This is a genomic window from Streptomyces sp. NBC_00523, assembly GCF_036346615.1.
GTDB lineage: Bacteria > Actinomycetota > Actinomycetes > Streptomycetales > Streptomycetaceae > Streptomyces.
The window spans coordinates 6,819,805-6,843,753 of the sequence record NZ_CP107836.1 but is presented as its reverse complement, the minus strand read 5'-3'; the positions used below and the strand labels follow the sequence as shown (position 1 = coordinate 6,843,753).

The following is a 23,949-nucleotide window of genomic DNA, read 5'->3' as shown; positions in this document are numbered from 1 at the left end:
GTCAGTCCTCCTGAGGGGTGAGGGTGATGTCACCGGCGTCACCGGTGACCTCGGCGATCCTGGCGGCCAGGACCGGTCCGATCTGGGCCAGCGATCCGGCCCGGGTCATCTGGTCGTGCCGGGTGGTGATCTCGTGGGATTCGATCCGGCCCGCGATGTACGGGCGCCAGACGTCCGGTCCGGCGTCGTCCTGGGCCCGGTCGATCGTGGAGTTGAACAGCAGCAGGTCGCCGTCGTGGCTGCCGGGGACGAAGTCCACCGCCAGCTTCGCGTTGTTGATCATGATGTCAACGATGACCTCGACCTGTCGCTCGTCGAGCCCGGCGAGGGCACTGCCGCGCCGGTTCAGCACCTCGGCGACCTCCGCGTAGGTGATGTCGCGGTCGCCCAGCTCGGCCGGGTCGACGTCGAGCACACCGACGAGCACGTCCCGCACGGTGGGCACGGGTTCGTCCTCGAACCGGACGTCCTTCACCGGGTAGGCGTCGAGGACGGCCAGGAGGGCGGTCCGTTCACCGCGCGCCCGGAGCTCGCAGGCGAGTGCGTGGGCGATCAGTCCGCCCGCGGACCAGCCGAGCAGCAGGTACGGCCCCTGCGGCTGGATCTTCTGGATGTGGTCGGCGTAGTCGGCCGCCATGTCCTCGTACGACTCCGGCAGCGGTTCGGGGCGTCCGAGGCCGCGTGCCTGGAGAGCGTAGACCGGGTGCTGCGGGCCGATGTGGTTGAGCAGTCCGCTGTACGACCAGCTGATGCCGCCGCCGGGGTGGACGCAGAACAGCGGGGTCTCCGTCCCGGTGGAACGCAGGGGGAGGAGCACGTCCAGCGCGTCGTCCGGGTTGTTCATGGCGAGGCGTTCGGTGAGCCCGGCGACGGTCGGCGCCTCGAACAGCATCCGCAGCCCCAGGTCGAGGCCCAGGGTCTCGCGGACGCGTGCGGCGAGCCGGGCGGCCAGCAGCGAGTGTCCGCCGAGGTCGAAGAAGCCGTCGTCGATGCCCACCTGCTCGCGTCCCAGCACTTCGGCGAAGAGCCCGCACAGCAGCTGCTCCTGAGGGGTCCGGGGCCCGCGCCCCACCCCCGACAGGCCGTAGTCCGGGGCGGGCAGGGCGGCCCGGTCCAGCTTGCCGTTGGCAGTCAGCGGCAGCGCGTCCACGGTGACGTAGGCGGCTGGGACCATGAAGTCGGGCAGCTCGCGGCGCAGCCGGCCGGACAGCTCGGCGGTCTCCGGCACGGCATCGGGCGCGGGCACCAGGTAGGCGACGAGGCGCTTGTCCCCGGGCCGGTCCTCGCGGGCGACGACGGCCGCCTGGGCGACGCCGGGGCAGCCCGCGAGGACGGCTTCGACCTCGCCGGGCTCGATGCGCTGGCCGCGCAGCTTGACCTGGTGGTCGACGCGCCCGGCGAAGTCCAGCGTGCCGTCGGGGCGCCACGCCGCGAGGTCGCCGGTGCGGTACATGCGGCTCCCGGCGGGCCCGTACGGGTCGGCGGTGAAGCGCTCCACGGTGAGGCCGGGCCGTCCGAGGTAGCCGCGCGCCACCCCCGTACCGGCGAGGTACAGCTCGCCGACGAGGCCGGCGGGCAGCGGGCGCAGCCCTTCGTCCAGCACATAGGCGCGCATGTTGGCCATGGGCCCGCCGATCGGCACGGTCGCGGCGTTGTCCGCCAGGCCGCGCACCTGGTGGTGAGTGGCCAGGGTGGTGGCCTCGGTGGGTCCGTAGCCGTTGACGACCTCGATGCCCGGGCAGGCGGCCAGCACCCGGGCGACGGCGGCCGGCGAGACCACGTCGCCGCCGGTCCACACCTCGCGCACTCCGGCGAGCAGCCGGGGGCGTTCCTCGGCGACGATCCGGAACAGCCCGGCGGTCAGCCAGAGTCCGGTGACGCCCTGCGTGGCGACGGTGTGCTGGAGCAGGTCGAGGTCGAGCTGTCCGGGCGGTGCGACGACGATCCGGCCGCCGCTGAGCAGCGGCACCCACAGTTCGTACGTGGAGAGGTCGAAAGCGGTCGGCGAGTGCATCAGCACGCGTTCGTGTCCGCCGCCGCGCCACTCCGGGCTGAGCGCGAGGCCCACCACGTCCCGGTGGGTGACGGCCACACCCTTCGGCCGCCCGGTCGAGCCGGAGGTGTACATGATGTACGCCAACTGGCCCGGCTCGCACGGTACTTCCACGGCGTCCGGCTCGTGGTTTCCGGACCCCTCCAGCGCGGCCAGGACCTCCCGGGTGAGGACCAGGGCGGCGCCGCTCTCCCGCAGGATCAGGTCGATGCGGGAGGACGGGAAGCGCGGGTCGAGCGGGACGTAGGCGCCGCCCGCCTTGATGACGGCCAGGAGCGCCACGACCAGTTCGGCCGAGCGGTCCAGCATGACCGCGACCGGTGTCTCGGGCCGGACGCCCTGGCGGATCAGGGCCCGGGCCAGGGAGTCGGCGCGCCGGTCGAGCTCCGCGTACGTCAGCTCGGTGCCGTCCGCCACGACGGCGACGGCGTCCGGGGTGGCGCGCACCTGGCGGGCGAACAGCGCGGGCAGCGCGTCCGGCGGCAGTTCCGCGGCGGTGTCGTTGAACGCGTGGAGCAGCCGGTGGCGTTCGTCGGCGGACATGAGGTCGATCCGGCTGACCGGCCGGTCCGGATCGGCGACGGCCGCGCGCAGCAGCCGGGCCCAGCGCTCGAACAGCAGCTCCACGGTGGCCGCGTCGAACAGGTCGGTGGCGAACTCCACCGCGCCGACGAGTCCGTCGGCGCCGCCGTCCGGGCGGAACTGCTCGGCCAGGCTGAAGGTGAGGTCGACACGGGAGGTCCCGGTCGGCGCCTCCAGGTGGGCCGTTTCCAGGCCGGGCAGTGAGAAGTCACCGAGCGGGGCGTTCTGGAGGGCCAGCATGACCTGGAAGAGCGGGTGGTGGGCCAGGGACCGCACCGGGTTGGCCACCTCCACCAGGTATTCGAACGGCACGTCCTGGTGGTCGTAGGCGGTGAGCGCCTTCTGCCGGACGCGGCCGAGGAGTTCGGCGAAGCCGGGGTCGCCGCCGGTGTCGGTGCGCAGGACGAGCGTGTTGACGAAGAAGCCGACGAGCTCGTCCAGTGCCTGGTCGGTGCGGCCGGCGATCGGGCTGCCGATGGGGATGTCCGTACCGGCGCCGAGCCGGGTGAGCAGGGCGGCGAGTCCGGCCTGGAGCACCATGAACATGCTGGCGCCGCGTTCGGTGGCGAGGTCGCGCAGGGCCTGGTGCAGCTCGGGGTCGAGCCGGACGACGACCCGGTCCCCGCGCTGCGAGGCGACGGGCGGCCGGGGCCGGTCGGCGGGGAGCTGGAGCTGCTGCGGGATGCCCGCGAGCTCGTCCCGCCAGTAGGTGAGCTGCCGGGCGAAGAGGCTGTCCGGGTCGCCGGCGTCGCCGAGCAGGTCGCGCTGCCAGCGGGTGTAGTCGGCGTACTGCACGGGCAGCGGGGACCAGGCCGGTTCCTCGTCGCGGCACCGGGCGGCGTACGCGGTCGCGAGGTCGGCGGAGAGCGGGCCCATGGACCAGCCGTCGGCGGCGATGTGGTGGACGACGACGAGCAGCACGTGCCGGTCGGGGGCGAGCGCGAACAGCTCGGCCCGGACCGGGGGCTCCGCCGCCAGGTCGAAGCCGCGCCGCGCCGCCTCGGCCAGGCGTCCGGGGAGCGCGCTCTCGTCCAGGTCCACGACGGGCAGAGCGGGGTGTGCCTGGGCCGGGGGCAGTACGACCTGGTGCGGGGTGCCGTCGGTCTCGCGGAACACCGTGCGCAGGCTCTCGTGCCGGGCGAGGACGTCCGCCAGCGCGGCGTGCAGCGCGTGCCGGTCGAGGCTGCCGTCGAGGCTGAGCGCGAGCGGCATGTTGTACGTGGCGCTCGGCCCGTCCATCCGGTGCAGGAACCACAGGCGGCGCTGGGCGAAGGACAGCTCCACGCGCTCCGGGCGCGGTCGGGCGGTCAGCGCGGGGCGAGCCGCTCCGGACCCGTCGAGGCGGGCCGCCAGACCGGCCGCGGTCGGGGTCTCGAAGAGGGTGCGGACCTCCAGCTCCGCGCCGAGGGTGGCCCGGACCCGGGAAGCCAGGCGGGTCGCGAGCAGCGAGTGCCCGCCGAGGTCGAAGAAGCTGTCGTCCACCCCGACCTGGGCCAGCCCCAGCACCTCGGCGTACAGCTCGGTGAGCAGCTGCTCCTGCGGGGTGCGGGGTGCCCTCCCGCCCGCGGCGGGGCCGAGGTCGGGCGCGGGCAGTGCGCGCCGGTCCAGCTTCCCGCTGGCGGTCAGCGGCAGGGCGTCCAGCGCCACGAACGCCGACGGGACCAGGTAGTCGGGGAGCCGTTCGCGCAGCCAGTCGCGGAGTTCGCCGAGGAGGGCGCCGGTGCTCCGGCTGCCGGTGGGGCGGTTGGTCAGCGAGGACAGCGCCCGGCCGACGGGCCCGGCCGGGCGGTACTCGACCGGGGAGCCTTGGGGCGTACGCGGGTCGGCGAACACCACGTCCATGGCGTCGTCCGAGGTGGCCGACCAGGTGACGGACACCGTGCGGCCGTGCTCCCGGCCGAGGGCGTGGAAGTCCTCCGGGTCGGGGAGACCGTGCCCCTGCTCCGGGGCGTGCAGCCGTTCCAGCAGTTCCGCGAGGACCGCGCCCTCCTCGTGCAGGGCCCGGGCGAGGGCGGATTCCCGGACGACGCGGCTGTTGGGGACTCCGGTGATCCGCAGTGCGCCGGCCGGCGGCTCGGCGAGCAGGTGGCGCAGGGCGTCGGGGCCCGCGATGTCCCGTCCCCAGGCCAGGTCGGCGGCCGGGGTCGCGGGCTCCGGGGCAGCCGGTGCCTTGTGCAGGGTGACGTCGTAGCGGTAGCGGCTCAGCTCGTTGTGGTGGCGGCCGCGCTTGATCTCGACGGCGACCGCGCCGATGTCCGCGCCGTGTTCCCGCAGGGCGGTGAAGAAGTCCGGGTCTACCAGGAGTTCCTTCTCCACCCGGACCGCCTGCTCCACCGCACGGCGTACGGCCGCGGGGTCGGCGTCCTCGGCCGTGCGGTGCAGCTGGACGGCGGTCGCGAGCGGACGCAGCAGGCGCAGATTGCGTACGTCTCCGATGAACAGCGCGCCACCGGGGGCGAGGAGCCCCATGAGCTTGGCGATGACGTCGGCGAGGTAGTCGGCGGACGGGAAGTACTGCACCACCGAGTTGATGACGATGGTGTCGAACGCGCCGACCGGCAGCCCGTCGGTGTCGTGCGCCGGACGGGTCTGGAGCACCACCCGCCCGGTGAGGCGTTCCTCCCGGGCGACCTGGGCGGTGAGCGCGTCGATGGCGGTGGCGGAGAAGTCGGTCGCCCAGTAGGACGCGCAGTGGGGTGCGACCTGGGAGAGCAACAGGCCGGTGCCGACGCCGACTTCGAGGACCCGGCGGGGTTCGAGGCCGAGGATGCGGGCCACGGTGGCGTCCCGCCATTCCCGCATCTGCTCCTCGGGGATGGGTTGCGCGTCGTAACTGCTGTTCCAGCCGACGAAGTTGTCACCGAAGGGCGCGGAGCCGGGGGTGATGGGCAGGGCGTCGTAGATGTCCTGCCACTCCCCCACCTGGTCCGCTTCGAGGCCGCTGTCCCGGGCCGTGTCCTGCTGCGGGACGACGTAGCCGACGAGCCGGTCGTCCCGGGCGAGGACAGCGGTCTGCGCGACGGCGGGATGTGCGGCGAGCGCGGCCTCGATCTCGCCGGGCTCGACGCGGAAGCCGCGCACCTTCACCTGGTCGTCGGCGCGGCCGGCGTACTCCAGCTGTCCGTCGCCCAACCGCCGGACCAGGTCGCCGGTGCGGTACATGCGCTCACCGGGCGCGTACGGGCAGGCGACGAACCTGCCCGCCGTCAGCCCGGGCCTGTTGAGGTAGCCCCGGGCCAGGCCCGCGCCGGCCACGTACAACTCGCCGATGACGCCGGGCGGGACCGGCCGCAGCCGGCCGTCCAGGACGTACACCCGGGCGTTGGCGATGGGCCGGCCGATCGGCGGCACACCGGTGCCGGGGGTCAGCGGGTCGCTCATGGTCGCGCAGACCGTGGTCTCGGTCGGGCCGTACGCGTTGATCATCCGGCGTCCGCGCGCCCAGCGTGTCACCAGCTCGGGCGGGCATGCCTCGCCTGCCACGACCAGCGTCGACGCGGTCACGGCCCCGTCCGGCACGGCGGCGAGGACGGACGGCGGCACGGTGACGTGGGTGATGCCGAGGCCCGGGTCGGTGAGTGCGGCGAGGGGCCCGGCGGCCGGGGGGAGCACGAGGGCGGCGCCGCTGAGCAGGGCGGTGCAGATCTCCGACACCGAGGCGTCGAAGCTGGGCGAGGCGAACTGAAGGACCCGGCTGTCGGGTGTGACCGCGAAGCGCTCGATCTGTCCGGCGACCAGGCTCGCCACGCCTCCATGTCCGACGATGACACCCTTGGGGCGGCCGGTCGAGCCGGAGGTGTAGATGACGTACGCCGGGTTCCGCACATCGAGCGCGACCTGCGGGTCCGTCTCCGGCCAGTCGCCCTCCGACACCATCGCCGGGTCGTCCACCACGAGGGCCGGACGGGCGTCTTCGAGCACGTAGGCGATCCGGGCCTCGGGGTACGCCGGGTCCACCGGCAGATACGCCGCACCGGCCTTCAGCACACCCAGCACCGCGACCACCGACTCCGCCGACCTCGGCAGAGCCACCGCCACCACCCGCTCCGGACCCACCCCACGCGCGATCAACGCATGAGCAAACCGGTTCGCACGGCAGTCGAGTTGTCGATACGTCAGTTTGTCGTCGCCGCAGACGAGCGCGAGCGCGTCCGGTGTCGCCGCCACCTGGGCCGCGAAGGCCCGGGGCAGCGGGACCGCCTCGACGTCACGGGCGGTCGCGTTGTCCCGTTCCAGCAGCCGGTGCCGTTCGTCGGCGTCGAGGAGGTCGATTCCGCCGATCGGCCGTTCCGGGTCGGCGGTGACGGCCTTCAGCAGGAGCGTCCAGCGCCGGACCAGCGCCTCGACCGTCGTGCGGTCGAACAGGTCGGTGGCGTACTCGACGGCGCCGACGATCCCGGCCGGGGTGCCGTCCGGGCCGAACTGCTCGACCATGCTGACGCCGAGGTCGAACTTCGCGGTGCCGGTCGCGACGGCGTAGGTGGTGACGTCCAGGCCGGGCAGGGAGAACCGGCCGCTAGGGGCGTTCTGCACGGCCAGGATGGTCTGGAAGAGGGGGTGGTGGGACAGGGACCTGGACGGATTCAGCGCCTCCACCAGATGCTCGAACGGCACATCCTGGTGGGCGTAGGCGGACAACGCCGTCTCCCGCACCCGCCCCAGCAGCTCACCGAAACCCGGATCACCACTCGTGTCCGTCCGCAACACCAGCGTGTTCACGAAGAACCCGACCAGATCGTCCAGCGCCTCATCCGTACGCCCCGCGATCGGACTCCCGATCGCGATATCCGTACCCGCACCCAACCGCGTGTACAACGCCGCCAGACCCGCCTGCAACACCATGAAAAGACTGGTCCCGGTCTGCCGGGCCAACTGGGCCAGGGATCGGTGCAGTTCGGCGTCGAGTTCCAGGCCGATGTGGTCGCCCTGCCAGCCTGCGACGGCCGGGCGGGGGCGGTCGGTGGGCAGCGGGAGCAGTTCCGGCAGATCGGCCAGTTGCCGCTTCCAGTAGTCGAGTTGTCCGGCGAAGCGGCTCCCCGGGTCGGCCGCGTCGCCGAGCAGGTCGCGCTGCCAGAGGGTGTAGTCGGCGTACTGGACCGGCAGTTCCGGCCGGTCCGCCGTCCGGCCTTCGCAGCGTGCCGCGTACGCCTCGGCGAGGTCGCGGGCCAGCGGCCCGGTGGACCAGCCGTCTGCGGCGATGTGGTGCATGACGAGGAGCAGCACGTGCTCGTCCGGCGCGACCGCGAACAGCTCGGCCCGCAGCGGCGGTTCGGCCGACAGGTCGAAGGGCTGCCGGGCGGACTCGGCGAGCAGGTGCGGCAGCTCGTCCGCCGGGACGCCGGCCGGGCGCGCCCGGAGCCGGACGGCGGCCGGTTCCAGCAGGCGCTGGCAGGGTACGCCGTCGACCTCCTGGAACACCGTCCGCAGGCTCTCGTGCCGGGCCACCACATCGGCCAGCGCCTGGTCCAGCGCGTCCCGGTCGAGCGTTCCGGTCAGCTGGAGCGCCAGCGGGATGTGGTACGTGGCGGCGGTGGCGTCCATACGGTGCAGGAACCACAGGCGGCGCTGGGCGAAGGACAGCGGCACCGCGTCGGGCCGCTCGTACGCGGTGAGCGCCGGGCGCACCCGGTCGGCCGCCGCGAGGGTCCCGGCCAGGCCGGCCACGGTGGGCGTCCGGAAGAGGGCGCGCAGCCCGAGCTCCGCCCCGAGCACCGTGCGCACCCGGGCGACCAGCCTGGTGGCGAGCAGGGAGTGCCCGCCCAGGTCGAAGAAGTCGTCGTCCACGGAGACCCGGGGCACGTCGAGGACCTCGGCGAAGAGTTCGGCGAGGATCTGCTCCTGCGGGGTACGCGGCGCCCGGCCGCCCTCGGTGGAGGCGGCCTCGGGCGCGGGCAGCGCGCCCCGGTCCAGCTTCCCGTTCGGCGTCAGCGGGAGCACGTCGAGCAGTACGAACGCGGACGGCACCAGGTAGTCCGGCAGCCGCTCGCGCAGGTGGGCGGCCAGCTCCGCGGGGCGTACGGCCGCAGCGGGGCGCGGCACCACGTAGCCGACGAGCCGGTCGTCCCGGGCCACTACGGCGGCCTGGGCGACGCCGGGGTGCGCGGCGAGCGCGGCCTCGACCTCGCCCGGCTCGATGCGGAAGCCGCGCACCTTCATCTGCTGGTCGGCGCGGCCTGCGTACTCCAGCTCGCCGTCGGCGCGGCGCCGGACCAGGTCGCCGGTGCGGTACATCCGCGCGCCCGCCGGACCGAACGGGCAGGCCGTGAAGCGTCCCGCCGTCAGGCCCGGGCGGCCCAGATAGCCGCGTGCCAGGCCGGGCCCGGCCACGTACAACTCACCGGTCACGCCCGGCGCTACGGCGCGCAGCCGCTCGTCCAGTACGTAGGTCCGGAGGTCCGCGACCGGGCGGCCGATCGGCGGCACACCGGTCCCGGGGGCCAGCGGGTCGCTCATGGTCGCGCATACCGTGGTCTCGGTCGGGCCGTACGCGTTGATCATCCGGCGTCCGGGTGCCCACCGCTCGACCAGCTCCGGCGAGCACGCCTCCCCCGCCACCACCAGCGTGGAGGCCGTGAGCTCGGCGTCACCCAGAGCGGCGAGGGCGGAGGGCGGCAGCGTCACATGGGTGACGGCGAGCCCGGGGTCCGTCAGGGCGTCCAGCGGGGTGTCTGCGGGGGCGAGGACGAGCGCGGCGCCCGTCAGCAGCGCACTGCACAGGTCCCAGAAGGACGCGTCGAAGCTGGGCGAGGCGAACTGAAGCACCCGGCTCCCCGCCGCCACGCCGAGCCGGTCGGCCTGCACCGCCGCCAGGCGCGACACACCGGCATGGCTCACGACGACACCCTTGGGGCGGCCGGTCGAGCCGGAGGTGTAGATGACGTACGCCGGGTTCCGCACATCGAGCGCGACCTGCGGGTCCGTCTCCGGCCAGTCGCCCTCCGACACCATCGCCGGGTCGTCCACCACCAACGCCGGACGGGCATCGTCCAGCATGTACGCGATCCGCGCCTGCGGATACGCCGAGTCCAGCGGCAGATACGCCGCACCGGCCTTCAGCACACCCAGCACCGCGACCACCGACTCCACCGACCTCGGCAGAGCCACCGCCACCACCCGCTCCGGACCCACCCCACGCGCGATCAACGCATGAGCGAACCGGTTCGCACGGCAGTCGAGTTGACGGTACGTCAGCTCTTCACCACCGCGGACGAGCGCGACCGCGTCCGGCGCCTCCGCCACCCGTGCCGCGAACAGCTCCGGCAGGTTCGCCCCGGCCGCCTCGTCCGCCACGGCGGGCAGCAGTTCGCCGCGCTCCTCGGCGGACAGCAGATCGATGGCGCCGATCGGGCACTCCGGCGCTTCCACGGCCTCGGCCAGCAGCCTGGCCCACCTGGCGGCCAGCGCCTCGACCGTCGCGCGGTCGAACAGGTCGGTGCTGTACTCGACGGCACCGCTGAGGCCGGCGGGCTCGCCGTCGGGGCCGTACTCCTCCACGAACCCGAAGGTCAGGTCGAGCCGCGCGGTGCCGGTGAGCACGGGCATCGCGGAGACCCGGAGGCCCGGCAGGTCGAAACCGCCGCCCGGCGCGTTCTGCACGACCAGACCGGTCTGGAAGAGGGGGTGGTGGGACAGGGACCTGGACGGGTTCAGCGCCTCCACCAGATGCTCGAACGGCACATCCTGGTGGGCGTAGGCGGACAACGCCGTCTCCCGCACCCGCCCCAGCAGCTCACCGAAACCCGGATCACCACTCGTGTCCGTCCGCAACACCAACGTGTTCACGAAGAACCCGACCAGATCGTCCAGCGCCTCATCCGTACGCCCCGCGATCGGACTCCCGATCGCGATATCCGTACCCGCACCCAACCGCGTGTACAACGCCGCCAGACCCGCCTGCAGCACCATGAAGAGGGTGGCTCCGGACCGGCGCGCCAACTCCGTCATCTTGGTGTGCAGTTCGGCGCCGATGCGGAGTTCCAGCAGATCACCGGCGTACGACATGACGGCCGGGCGCGGCCGGTCGGCCGGGAGTTGCAGCTGTTCCGGCAGGCCCGCCAGTGTCCGCTGCCAGTAGGCGACTTGGCGCGAGAAGAGGCTGTCGGCGTCGTTCTCGTCGCCGAGGATCTCGTGCTGCCACAGGGTGTAGTCGGCGTACGTCACCGGCAGCGGCGGCCACTCGGGGGCCCCGCCGCTCCGCCGGGTGGTGTAGGCGGTGGCCAGGTCGCGGGCGAGCGGGCCCATGGACCAGCCGTCGCCGACGATGTGGTGCATGACGAGGAGCAGCACGTGTTCATCCGGCGCGACCGTGAACAGCTCGGCGCGCAGGGGGATTTCGGTGGTCAGGTCGAAGCCGCGCACGGCCGCGTCCCTCAGCAGCCCGGGCACCTCGGATTCACCGGCCGGGCGCACGGTGAGCGGGACGCCTGCTTCGGCGGTGTCCAGTACGCGCTGGTGCGGGATGCCGCCCGTGTGCGGGAACACCGTGCGCAGGGTCTCGTGCCGGGTCATCACGTCGGCCAGGGCGGCGCCGAGCGCGTCCCGGTCGAGGTCTCCGGAGAGCCGCAGGGCCAGCGGCATGTGGTAGGTGGCGCTCGGCGCCCCGAACTGCTGGAGGAACCAGAGGCGGCGCTGGGCGAACGACAGCGGCAGCATCTCACGCCGGGGCCGGGGCACGAGTGCGCGGCGCGCGGCACCGGCGTCCCGCAGCCCCGCCGCCAGGCCGGCCGGTGTCGGGGTCCGGAACAGGGCGCGCAGCTCCAGTTCGACCCCGAGGGCCGCCCGGACCCGCGAGACGAGCCGGGTGGCGAGCAGGGAGTGCCCGCCGAGCGCGAAGAAGTCGTCGTCGGCCCCGACCCGGGCGAGGCCCAGGACGTCGGCGAACAGCTCGCACAAAATCTGCTCCTGCGGGGTGCGCGGCGGCCGGCCGCCCCCCGTGGACCCGGCGTCGGGCGCGGGCAGCGCGCCCCGGTCCAGCTTCCCGTTCGGCGTCAGGGGCAACGCGTCGAGCAGCACGAACGCGGACGGCACCATGTACTCCGGCACCCGTTCGCCCAGGTACGCGGCGAGCGCGGCCGGGGTCGCCGCGGCCGGGTCCGACAGCACCACGTAGGCGACGATCCGCTCCTCCCGGGCGAGCACCGCGACCTGGGAGACGCCCGGGTACGCGGTGAGCTCGGCCTCGATCTCGCCGGGCTCGATGCGGAAGCCGCGCACCTTGACCTGGTGGTCGACCCGGCCGGCGAATTCCAGTTCGCCGTGGGCGCCCCAGCGGACCAGGTCGCCGGTGCGGTACATGCGCGCGCCGGCCGGGCCATGGGGGTCGGCGACGAAGCGTCCGGCGGTCAGCCCCGGCCGGCCGAGGTAGCCGCGGGCGAGCCCGGTGCCGGCGAGGTACAGCTCGCCCAGGACACCGGGGGCGACCGGTCGCAGGGCCTCGTCCAGGACGTACACCCGGCAGTTGTCGACGGGGCGGCCGATCGGCACGGGCCGCGGGCAGTCGGCGGGGTCGGCCGGGAGCGCGTAGGCGGTGATGACGTGGGTCTCGGCGGGGCCGTAGTGGTTGTGCAGCACCCGGCCGGGCCGGGCGGCGAAGCGGCGTACGGCACCGCCCAGGCGCATGGCCTCCCCGGCCTGGGCGACGAGGCGCAGGTGCGGCAGGCCGAGACCGGCCTCCTCGGCGGCCTCGGCCAGCGCCTCGACCACCAGGTCCGGCGCGAACAGCTCCTCGACCCGGTGGCGGTCCAGCCAGTGGGCGAACAGTTCGGCGCTGCGGCGCTGCTCCTCGGTGGGGACCACCAGGGTCTTGCCGTACAGCAGTGCGGACAGCATCTCCTGCACGGAGACGTCGAAGCTGATCGCGGTGAACTGCGCGGTGCGCGTGCCGGGTTCGCCTCCGACGGCCCGGTGGTGCCAGGCCAGCAGGTTGAGCAGTGCGGCGGCGGGCATGACGACGGCCTTGGGGCGGCCGGTGGAGCCGGAGGTGTAGATGACGTAGGCCGGTTGGCGCGGGTCCGCGCGCACGCCCGGGTCGTGCTCCGGCAGCTCGCCGGACGGCGTTACGGAGGCGAGGTCGTCGAGCACCACGGCCGGGCGCGCGTCCTCCACCATGTACGCGATGCGGGCGGCCGGGTAGCCCGGGTCCACCGGCAGGTACGCCGCGCCCGTCTTGAGCACCGCGAGGATCGCGACCACCAGCTCGGCGGAGCGCGGCAGCCGGAGGGCGACGACCTGCTCGGGGCCCACTCCACGGGCGATCAGCGCGTGGGCGAGGCGGTTGGCGCGGCGGTTCAGCTCCGCGTAGGACAGCACGGTGTCCTCGAAGACCACGGCCGGGGCGTCCGGGGTTGCCCGGGCCCACTCCTCGAAGAGGGCGGGCAGGGTGGTGCCGGCAGCGGGGCGGGCGGTGTCGTTGCGGGCGGTCAGCAGCTCGTGGCGTTCGTCGGCGGTGAGGACGTCGATCCGGCTCAACGGCAGCCCCGGCGCGGCGACGACCGCCGCGAGGAGCCGCAGCCAGCGGGCGACCAGCTTCTCCACGGTGGCGGGGTCGAACAGGTCGGTGCTGTATTCGACGCGCCCGACGATGCCCTCGGAGGCACCGGGGCCGCCGCGCTCCAACAGGTGGAAGCCGAGGTCGAACATCGTCGTCGGTGTCCCCACCAGGACGGGTTCGGTGGCGAGACCGCCCAGGGCGAAATCGGTGCGCGGCACGTTCTGGAGGGCCAGCAGCACCTGGAACAGCGGCTGCCGGGTGAGCGACCGGGACGGGTTCAGCGCCTCCACGACCTGCTCGAACGGCAGGTCCTGGTGGGCGTAGGCGCCGAGCGCGTTCTCCCGGACCCGGCCCAGCAGTTCGGCGAAGGTGGGGTCGCCCGAGGTGTCGGTGCGGAGGACCAGCGTGTTGACGAAGAACCCGATGAGGTCGTCGAGGGCCTGGTCGGTGCGGCCGGCGATGAGGCTGCCGACCGGGATGTCCTGGCCCGCCCCCAGTTTGTCGAGCAGGGAGGCCAGGGCGGCCTGGAGCACCATGTAGACGCTGGCCCCGTGCTCGCGGCCGAGCCGGACCAGTCCGGCGTGGAGTTCCGCGTCCACCTCGATCGCGAGCCGGCCGCCGGAGCTGGAAGGGGCTGCGGGGCGGGGGCGGTCGGCGGGGAGCCGGATCTGCTCGGGCAGGCCCGCGAGCGTCCGCGTCCAGTAGTCGGTCTGCCGGGCGAGCAGGCTGTCCGCGTCGGACGGGTCGCCGAGCAGTGTGTGCTGCCAGAGGGTGTAGTCGGCGTACTGGACAGGAAGCGGCGCCCACTGAGGGGCCTCGCCACGGACACGTGCCGCGTACGCGGTCGCCAGGTCGGCGGCCAGCGGTCCGAGCGACCAGCCGTCTCCGGCGATGTGGTGCATCACCAGGAGCAGCACGTGCTCGTCCGCCGCGACCTCGAACGCCTCGGCGCGCAGCGGCGGTTCGGCGGCGAGGTCGAAGCCGCGCGCGGCGGCGGCCGTCAGCAGTTCCGTCAGGTTCCGCTCGCCCGCCAGGGTCACCACCAGGTCCGGGTGTGCCTCTCCGGTGGCCAGGACGTGCTGGTACGGCACCCCGTCCTGCGCCGGGAAGACCGTACGCAGGGTTTCGTGCCGGTCCACGAGGTCGCCGAGCGCCGCTTCGAGGGCGGCGGGGTCCAGCGGACCGGTGAGCCGCCAGGCGAGGGGCATGTTGTAGACGGATGCGACGCCCTCCAACTGGCGCAGGAACCACAGGCGGCGCTGCGCGGAGGACAGCGGTACCCGTTCGGGCCGCTCCGCCCGTACGAGGGCGGGCCTGGCCCGGCCCGCGGTGCTCAGGCCTGCGGCCAGTCCGGCCACGGTCGGTGTACGGAAGAGGGCGGGCAGGGCCAGCTCCGCGCCCAGCGTCGTACGGACGCGGGCGACGAGCCGGGTGGCGAGCAGGGAGTGCCCGCCGAGCGCGAAGAAGTCGTCGTCGGCACCGACCCGTGGCACGCCCAGCACCTCGGCGAACAGCCCGGCCAGCACGTGTTCCTCGGGCGTGCGCGGCGCCCGTCCGGCCGTCGCGGCGGCGTCGGGCTCGGGCAGGGCGCGCCGGTCCAGCTTGCCGTTCGGCGTCAGCGGCAGCGCGTCGAGCAGCACGAACGCGGACGGCATCATGTACTCCGGCAGCCGCTCACGCAGGTGCGCCCGCAACGCCTCGGACTGCGGCGCGGCCCCGGCGGCGGGTTGCACGTACGCCACGAGCCTGGGGCCCTGTGTGCCGCCCTGACGGACGACTACGGCGGTACGCGCGATGTCCTGGCGCTCCGCGAGGACGGCCTCGATCTCGCCGGGCTCGATGCGGAATCCGCGTACCTTCACCTGGTCGTCCGTGCGCCCCAGAAACTCAAGACTGCCCTCGGCGTTCCAGCGCACCAGGTCACCCGTGCGGTACATGCGCGTACCTCCGGGGCCGTACGGGTCGGCGACGAAACGCCCGGCCGTGAGGCCCGGCCGGTGGAGGTATCCGCGCGCCAACCCCGTACCGGCGATGTACAGCTCGCCCGTCACGCCCCTCGGGACCGGCCGGAGCGCACTGTCCAGTACATACAGCCGGGCGTTGCCGACAGGCCCGCCGATAACCGGGCGGGGGCTCGAAGCCACCGCTGCCGTAGCCGAGTTGACCGTGCACTCGGAGGGCCCGTACAGGTTGAGGCAGACCGTCTCCTCGGCGGCCCGCATCCGTTCCCACAGCTGCTGCGGGACGGGCTCACCCCCGGCCGCGACCAGCGACGGACGAGGCCCGGAACCCTCCAGCAGACCTTGGTCGACCAGCACCGCGAGGTAGGAGGGCGTCGCCTCGACGTAGTCCAGGCCGCAGCGCGCCGCGTAGTCGAGGAAGGCCCGCGGATCGGTCCAGGTCGCTTCGTCCAGGACGTGCAGCTCATGCCCGGCGAACACGGCGAACAGCTGGTCCAAGGAGGCGTCGAACGACACGGACGTGGTGAGTCCGACGCGCAGCCGCTCCCCCGCCGGAGACACCAACGGGCCCTGGTGGGCGTACAGGTTGACCAGGCCGGTGTGCGTCGCGACGACGCCCTTGGGACGGCCGGTGGACCCGGAGGTGTAGATGACGTAGACCGGCTGGGACGGATCGACCGGCACCATCGGATCAGTGGCGGGGCGCCTGTCGATCCGTGCGGAAGTCTCCGGGTCATCGAGCACCAACCGGCCGCCTGTGTCTCCCGGAAGGCTCTGCTCGGTACGCGTATCGGTCACCGTCAGCACGGGCCGGGCGTCGCCCAGGAGGTACGCGATCCGAGCGGCCGGATACTCCGGATCGACCGGCACATACGCCGCGCCGGACTTCAGCACCGCGAGAATCGCCACCACCAGGTCGGCCGACCTCGGCAACGCCACCGCGACCAATCGCTCCGGACCCGCACCCCGCGCCCTCAGCTCATGGGCCAGCCGGTTCGCGCGCGCGTCCAACTCCGCGTACGACAGCGACATCTCACCGCACACGAGGGCGGTCAGGTCCGGGGCCGTCCGCACCTGCTCGCGGAACAGCCCCGGCAGCGTCTCGGTGCCGCGCGGGACCACCGGCCCGGTGCCCAGCGCCGCGAGCGCGTCGTGCTCCTGGGCCGTCAGCAGGTCGAGCCCGCTGAGCCGCTGCCCGGGGTCGGCGACCGCGATGCGGAGCAGGCGCTCCCAGCGGGCGAGCATCGTCTCGACGGTGGCCGGGTCGTAGAGGTCGACGGCGTATTCGACGGTCCCGTGGAGTCCGTCCGGGGTGCCGTCCTCCGTGTGCCGCTCGGCCATCGTGAAGATCAGGTCCAGCTTGGCCGTGGCCGACGCGGACGGCAGGTCCTCGACGCGCAGCCCGGGCGGCGCGAAGTCGGCCCGGGGCGTGTTCTGGAGCACCAGCATGACCTGGAACAGGGGGTGGTGCGCGAGGGACCGGGACGGGTTCAGGACCTCGACCAGGTATTCGAACGGCACGTCCTGGTGGGCGTAGCCGGCGAGCGAGGTGTCCCGGACCCGGTCCAGCAGCTCGGCGAACGTCGGGTCGCCCGAGGTGTCGGTGCGGAAGACCAGGGTGTTGACGAAGTAGCCGACCAGCTCGTCCTGCGCCTGGTCGGTGCGGCCGGCGACCGGGCTGCCTACGGGGATGTCGTCGCCGGCCCCCAGCTTGGTCAGCAAGGCGGCGAGCCCGGCCTGGAGCACCATGAAGAGGCTCGTCCCGTGGGCGCGGGCGAGCTCGCTGAGCCCCCGGTGCAGTTCGGGGTCGAGACCGGCGCGCACGGAGCCGCCCCGGTGCGAGGCGACCGCCGGGCGGGGCCGGTCGGCGGGCAGCTCGATGAGCTCCGGGAGCCCGGTGAGCTGCCGGGTCCAGTAGTCGGCCTGGGCGGCGAGCAGGCTGTCCCGGTCGGCGGAGTCGCCGAGCAGTTCGTGCTGCCACAGGGTGTAGTCGGCGTACTGGACGGGAAGCGGCGCCCACTGCGGGGCCGCGCCACGGACGCGTGCCGCGTAGGCCTCGGTCAGGCCCCGCGCGAGGGGGCTCAGCGACCAGCCGTCGCCCGCGATGTGGTGGAGCACCAGGTGGAGGACGTGGTCGTCCGGTGCGAGGGCGAACAGGTCGGCGCGCAGCGGCAGGTCGGTGGCCAGGTCGAAGCGCCGGTCCCGCGCCGCCGCCATCAGGGCGGGCAGTCCGGCCTCGGTGGTCTTGTGCAGGGGCAGGCCGGGGCGGGCCTCGTCCCTGTCCAGCACCTGCTGGTGAGGGACGCCGTCCACCGCGGGGAACACGGTGCGCAGGCTCTCGTGGCGGGCGACGACATCCGCGACGGCGGCCTCCAGGGCCCGCCGGTCCAGGTCGCCGGCCAGCCGCCAGGCGAGGGAGATGTGGTAGTTCGCGCCCGCACCCTCCAGCTGGTGCAGGAACCACAGCCTGCGCTGCGCGAACGACAGCGGGATCGTCGCGGGGCGCTCGCGGCGCGCCAGAGCGGTCTGCGCCGGGTCTGCCGCGCCCAGGGCCGCGGCCAGGGCGGCCGGGGTCGGCGCCTCGAAGAGCGTGCGCAGCGGCATCTCCACGCCGAGCGTCGCGCGGATCCGGGCGGCGAGGCGGGTGGCGAGCAGGGAGTGCCCGCCGAGGTCGAAGAAGCCGTCGTCCACACCGGCCGCCGGGGCGCCCAGCACCTCCGCGAACAGCTCGCAGAGGATCTGCTCCCGGGCGGTGCGCGGGGCGCGGGATGTGCTCGCGGGGGCGGGGCCGGGGGCGGGCAGGGCGCGGTGGTCGAGCTTGCCGTTGACGGTCAGGGGCAGGGCGTCCAGCGTGACGAACGCGGAGGGCACCATGTGCTCCGGCAGGCGCTCGCGCAGGTAGGCGCGCAGGGCGGCGGGCTGCGGGGCAGTACCGGCGGCCGGTACGAGGTAGGCGGCGAGCCGGGTGTCGTCGGCCCGGTCCTGCCGGGCGAGGACGGCGACCTGCGCGATGTCCGGGTGGGCGGCCAGGGCCGCTTCGATCTCGCCGAGCTCGATGCGGAAGCCGCGCACCTTCACCTGCTGGTCGGCCCGGCCGACGTAGCGCAGGGTGCCGTCCGCGGCGCGGCGCACCACGTCACCGCTGCGGTACATGCGTGAGCCCGCGGGCCCGTACGGGTCGGCCACGAAGCGCCCTGCGGTGAGGCCGGGCCGGTTCAGGTAGCCGCGTGCCAGGCCGGGGCCCGCGACGTACAGCTCGCCGGGGACGCCCGGGGCGACAGGGCGCAGTCCGGCGTCGAGGACGTACGCGCGGAGGTCGGGGAGGGCGGTGCCGATGTCGCCGGGGGTGGTGGCGGTCCGGCCGAGCTCCGCGTGGGTGACGTGCACCGTGGTCTCGGTGATGCCGTACATGTTGACCAGGCGCGGCGCGTCCTCCGGGTGGCGCTCGTACCAGCTGGCCAGCCGGGCGTGTTCCAGTGCCTCGCCGCCGAAGACCACCGTGCGCAGGGCGAGCCGGCCGCCGGTGTCCGGGTCCTCCGCGTCGGCCTGCATCAGCTGGTGGAAGGCGGACGGCGTCTGGTTGAGCACCGTCACCCGTTCGCGGGCGAGCAGGTCGAGAAAGCGGCCGGGCGAGCGGCTGGTCTCGTGGTCCACGACGACCAGGCGGCCGCCGTGCAGCAGGGGTCCCCACAGCTCCCAGACCGAGAAGTCGAAGGCGTAGGAGTGGAAGAGCGTCCACACGTCGTCGGCGCCGAAGGCGAACCGCTCGCGCGTGGTGTCGAAGAGGCGCACCACGTTGTGGTGCGGGATCACGACGCCCTTGGGGTTGCCGGTGGAGCCGGAGGTGTGGATGACGTAGGCGGCGTGGGCCGGGTCGACGGCCACGCCCGGGTCGGTGTCCGGCAGCCTGTCCAGGTCGGCGGTGTCCAGCAGCAGCCGGTCCACGCCTTCCATCCCAATCTGACTGGTGGTCAGGAGCAGGGAAGGCCGGGTGTCCTGGAGCAGGTAGGTGATCCGGGCGGCCGGGTACTCCGGGTCCACCGGCACATACGCCGCACCCGCCTTGAGCACCGCGAGCACCGCCACCACCAGGTCCGCCGAGCGCGGGAGCGCCAGCGCCACCAACTGCTCCGGCCCGACGCCTCGTTCGATCAGGGCGTGCGCCAGTCGGTTGGCGCGGGCGTTGAGCACCCCGTACGTGAGTGTGGCCGCGCCGTCCGTGACGGCGAGGGCGTCCGGATCGGCCCGCACCTGCCGCTCGAACAGCGCGGGCAGGCTGTGCTGCGGCGGTTCCGCGTCCTGGCGGGCCGGGAGCAGGGCCCGCAGTTCGTCGTCGGACAGCACGTCCACCTGGCCGATGCGCCGGCCGGGGTCGGCGGCGACGGCGCGCAGCAGCCGCAGCCAGCGCTCGACGATGGCTGTGACGGTGGCCGCGTCGAACAGGTCCGTGCTGTACTCCACGACGCCCGACAGCCCTCCCCCGCCGGGCTGTTCGGCGAGGACGAAGGTCAGGTCGCACTTGGCGGTGCCGGTGGGGACCAGGTCGGAGGTCACGCGCAGGCGCGGCAGGTCGAAGGTGCCGGACGGTGCGTTCTGAAGCGTGAGCATCGTCTGGAACAGGGGGTGGTGCGCGAGGGTCCGCGCCGGGTTCAGCGCCTCGACCAGGTGCTCGAACGGCACGTCCTGGTGGGCGTAGGCGGCAAGCGCCTCGGAGCGCACCCGGGTGAGGAGTTGGGTGAACGTCGGGTCGCCGGACAGGTCGGTGCGCAGCACCAGGGTGTTGACGAAGAAGCCCACCAGGTCGTCCAGGGCCTCGTCGGTGCGCCCCGCGACGGGCGTGCCGATCGGGACGTCGGTGCCCGCGCCCAGCTTGCCGAGCAGCGCGGCCAGTCCGGCCTGGAGGACCATGAAGAGGCTGACCCCGCCGTCGCGGGCGAGGGCGCGCAGGCCCTCGTACAGCTCCGCATCGACGGACAGCGGCAGTTGGGCGCCCCGGTAGGACATCGCCTCGGGCCTGGACCGGTCGAAGGGCAGCTCGATCTGGTCGGGCAGGCCCGCGAGCCGTTCGCGCCAGTGGGCGAGCTGACCGCCCAGCAGGCTGTCCGGGTCGCCGCCGTCGCCCAGCAGTTCGCGCTGCCACAGGGCGTAGTCGGCGTACTGGACCGGCAGCGGCGACCACTGCGGCTTCGCGCCCTCGCTCCGGGCCGCGTAGGCGGTCGCCAGATCCTGCGCGAGCGGCCCCGTCGACCAGCCGTCACCGGCGATGTGGTGGACGACGAGCAGGAGTACGTGTTCCTCCTCGGCGAGCCGGAACAGCTCGGCGCGCAGGGGCGGTTCGCCGGAGAGCTCGAATCCCTGCCTTGCCGCCTCGGCCAGCCGGTCGGGCAGTTCGCATTCGGCGGTCTCCGTCAACCGCAGCCGGGGCCGTGCCGCGTCGGGGTCCAGGACCCGCTGGCACGGCACACCGGCGACGGCCGGGAAGACGGTGCGCAGGCTCTCGTGGCGTTCCACCACGTCCGCCAGGGCGGTTTCGAGGGCGCGCTCGTCCAGGTGCCCGGTCAGCCGCAGGGCGAGGGGGATGTTGTACGTGGCGCTCGGGCCCTCCATGCGGTGGAGGAACCACAGTCGGCGCTGCGCGAAGGACAGCGGCACGGTCTCGGGCCGTTCGCGCCGGGCCAGCGCCGGGCGGGCCTGGCCTGCCGCGTCCACCCTGGCCGCCAGCCGGGCCACCGTCGGCGCGTCGAACAGGTCGCTGAGCCGCAGCTCCACGCCGAGCACGGACCGGGCCCGGGCGATGAGGCGGGTGCCGAGCAGGGAGTGCCCGCCGAGGTCGAAGAAGCTTTCCTCCAGGCCTACTTCGTCGGCGCCGAGCACCTCGGCGAACAGCCCGGCGAGCAGGTGCTCGACCGCGCTGCGCGGGGCGCGGCCCGGCGCGGTGGGCCGGTGCCCGGGGGCCGGGAGGGCGCGCCGGTCCAGCTTGCCGTTCGGGGTCAGCGGCAGAGCGTCGAGGACCACGACCGCCGACGGCACCATGTAGGCGGGCAGCCGGTCGCGGAGCCGGGTGCGCAGTGCGTCGGGCTGGATGTCCCGTCCGGCGGCGGGCATGACGTAGGCGACGAGGCGGGGCTCGTCGTCGGTGCGCACGGTGACGACGGCGCGTGCGATGTCCTCGTGCTCCGCGAGGACGGCCTCGATCTCGCCGGGCTCGATGCGGAAGCCGCGTACCTTCACCTGGTCGTCCGTACGGCCCAGGAACTCGAGGTCGCCTTCGGCGTTCCGGCGGACCCGGTCGCCAGTGCGGTACATGCGCGTGCCTTCGGGGCCGTACGGGTCGGCGACGAAACGCCCGGCCGTGAGACCCGGCCGGTTCAGGTAGCCGCGTGCCAGCCCCGGGCCCGCGATGTACAGCTCGCCCGCCACACCACCCGGGACCGGCCGGAGCGCGCCGTCCAGTACATACAGCCGGGCGTTGCTGACAGGCCGGCCGATGACCGGGCGCGGGCTCGACGCCACGACGGCGGTCACCGAGTTGACCGTGCACTCGGAGGGGCCGTACAGGTTGGCGCAGCGCGTGCCGTCGGCCGCCCGCAACCGCTCCCACAGATGCTGCGGGACGGCCTCACCACCGGCGCCGACCAGCGTGGGGCTGTGTCGCGCATCGCTCAACAGGCCTTGTGATACGAGGTCTTGGAGGTACGAGGGGGTGGCCTCGATGTAATCCAGACCACGGCTTGCCACGTAGGCGACGCATGCCTCCGGGTCGGTCCAGGTCGCGTGGTCCAGGACGTGCAGCTCATGGCCCGCGAAGGGGGCCATCAGCTGGTTCCAGGAGGCGTCGAAAGACACCGAGGTGGTGAGCGCCACGCGCAGCCGCTGCCTGTCCTCCACCAGCGGTGCGAAGAGGCGATGCTGGTGGTCGGTCAGCAGGTCGGTCAGGCTGCCGTGGGTGGCGACGACGCCCTTGGGGCGGCCGGTGGATCCCGAGGTGTAGATGACGTAGGCGGGGTTGCCGGCCTCGACCGCCACCATCGGATCGGTGGCGGGGCGGCATGCGATCTCCGCCGCCGTCTCCGGGGCGTCCAGCACCAGCCAATCGCCCGTGTTCCCCGGGAGCCTCTGCCCGGTACGCGTATCGGTCACGGTCAGCACGGGCCGGGCGTCGTCCAGGAGGTACGCCATCCGGGCGGCCGGATACTCGGGGTCCACCGGCACATACGCCGCGCCCGACTTCAGCACCGCGAGAATCGCCACCACCAGGTCCGCCGACCTCGGCAACGCCACCGCGACCAACCGCTCCGGACCCGCACCCCGCGCCACCAGCGCACGCGCCAGCCGATTCCCGCGCGCGTCCAACTCCGCGTACGACAACGACACCTCGCCGCACACGAGGGCCGTCGCATCCGGAGCCGTGCGTACCTGCTCCCGGAACAGCTCCGGCAGCGTCTCGGTGCCGCCCGGGACCACCGGCCCGGTCCCCAGCGCCGCGCTCTCGCGGTGCTCCTCCGCCGTGAGCAGGTCGACCCCGCCCACCGCCTCGTCCGGATCGAGGTCCGCGACGGCGTCGAGCAGGGCGAGCAGTCTCCGCTGGTGCGCGGCGAGGTCGTGGGCGCCGTACGCGTCCGGCGCACCGTGCAGCCTCAGCAGCGGAGGGTTGCCGTCCCGGTAGTCGAACAGCCAGACGGCCAGGTCGGTGGTCGAGCCGGACACGAAGTGGTGCACGGACGCGGGGTGTCCGGCGAAGGAGGGCCTGGCGTTGAAGGCCATGATGTTGACGATCAGCGGGAACGCCGTGCCGATGCCGCCGGGTGCGCCGAGGTCGCGCAGCAGGTCCTCGCTGCGGTACCGCTCGTGTGCGACGGCGGCCTCGACCTCGCGCGCCACCTGGGCCACGAGTTCGCCCCAGGTCATGTCCGGCCGCACGGTCAGCCGCAGCGGCACCACATTGGACATCGTGCCGGGCACGGACATCAGGTCGCGGCCGGAGCCCCGGCGAGCGGTGACGGGCAGGGCGAGGACCACGTCCTGGGCACCGCTCAGCCGGTGGGCGTAGAGCGCGGTCGCCGCGATCACGATCCGGGACCACCTGACCCCGGCCTTGGCCGCCGCAGCCCGCAGCGCCTCCGCGTCCCGCAGCTCCCGCTCCTCGGCCACCCGAAGGACCTGGTGGGGGTCGGTCGTGGAGGTGTCGGTGAGCCGGGTGGGGGCGGGCAGGTCGGTGAAGCGCTCGTTCCAGTGGGCGCGGTCCGCCGTGAAGGCGTCGGAGGCGCGGTACTCGGCGTCGCTGTCGACCAGGTCCCGCAGCGTGCCGAACGGGGTGGGCGGGACGGCGCCGTCCTCGGCCAGCGCCGAGTACACCTCGCCGACCCGCTGCCGGACCATCGAGGCACTGATCGCGTCCAGGACCACGTGGTGGTAGTTCAGGTACCAGAGGAATTCCGTGGGCGACAGCCGGATCAGCGCGTGGCCGAACAGCGGATCGCGGGCGAGGTCGAGCGGGCGGGCGAGGTCGTGTTCCATCCATGCGCGGGCCGCCGCCCGGGGGTCCGGCTCCGCCCCGAGGTCGAGGTGCACCGGTGCCCAGTCCCAGGCCGCGCGGAGGGTCTGGCGCGGGCCTTCGCCCTCGTCGGTGAAGGTGACGTGGAGGGCGTCGACCTCGTCCACCACCCGGCGCAGGGCGGTTTCGAACAGCTCCGGGTCGACCGGCCCGTGGATCTCCAGGAACTCACCGACGCGGTAGCCGGGGATCGGTGCCGGCGAGCTCTGCTCGGCGAGCCAGATCTCCCGTTGGGCCGCTGTCAGGGGAAGGACGTCGCCGTCGCGTCGGGACATGGGGGTACCTCCAGAGGTGTGAGAGGGCATGCGCG

General features: G+C 73.8%; 1 protein-coding gene. It reads right to left on the bottom strand.

The window, feature by feature from the left end:
* Position 1: 1 nt before the first annotated feature.
* On the bottom strand, positions 2-23,914 hold the full coding sequence (locus tag OHS17_RS30785) for a non-ribosomal peptide synthase/polyketide synthase (RefSeq protein WP_330314816.1): 23,913 nt from the start codon (positions 23,912-23,914) through the stop codon (positions 2-4).
* Between the last annotated feature and the right edge of the window lie 35 nt (positions 23,915-23,949).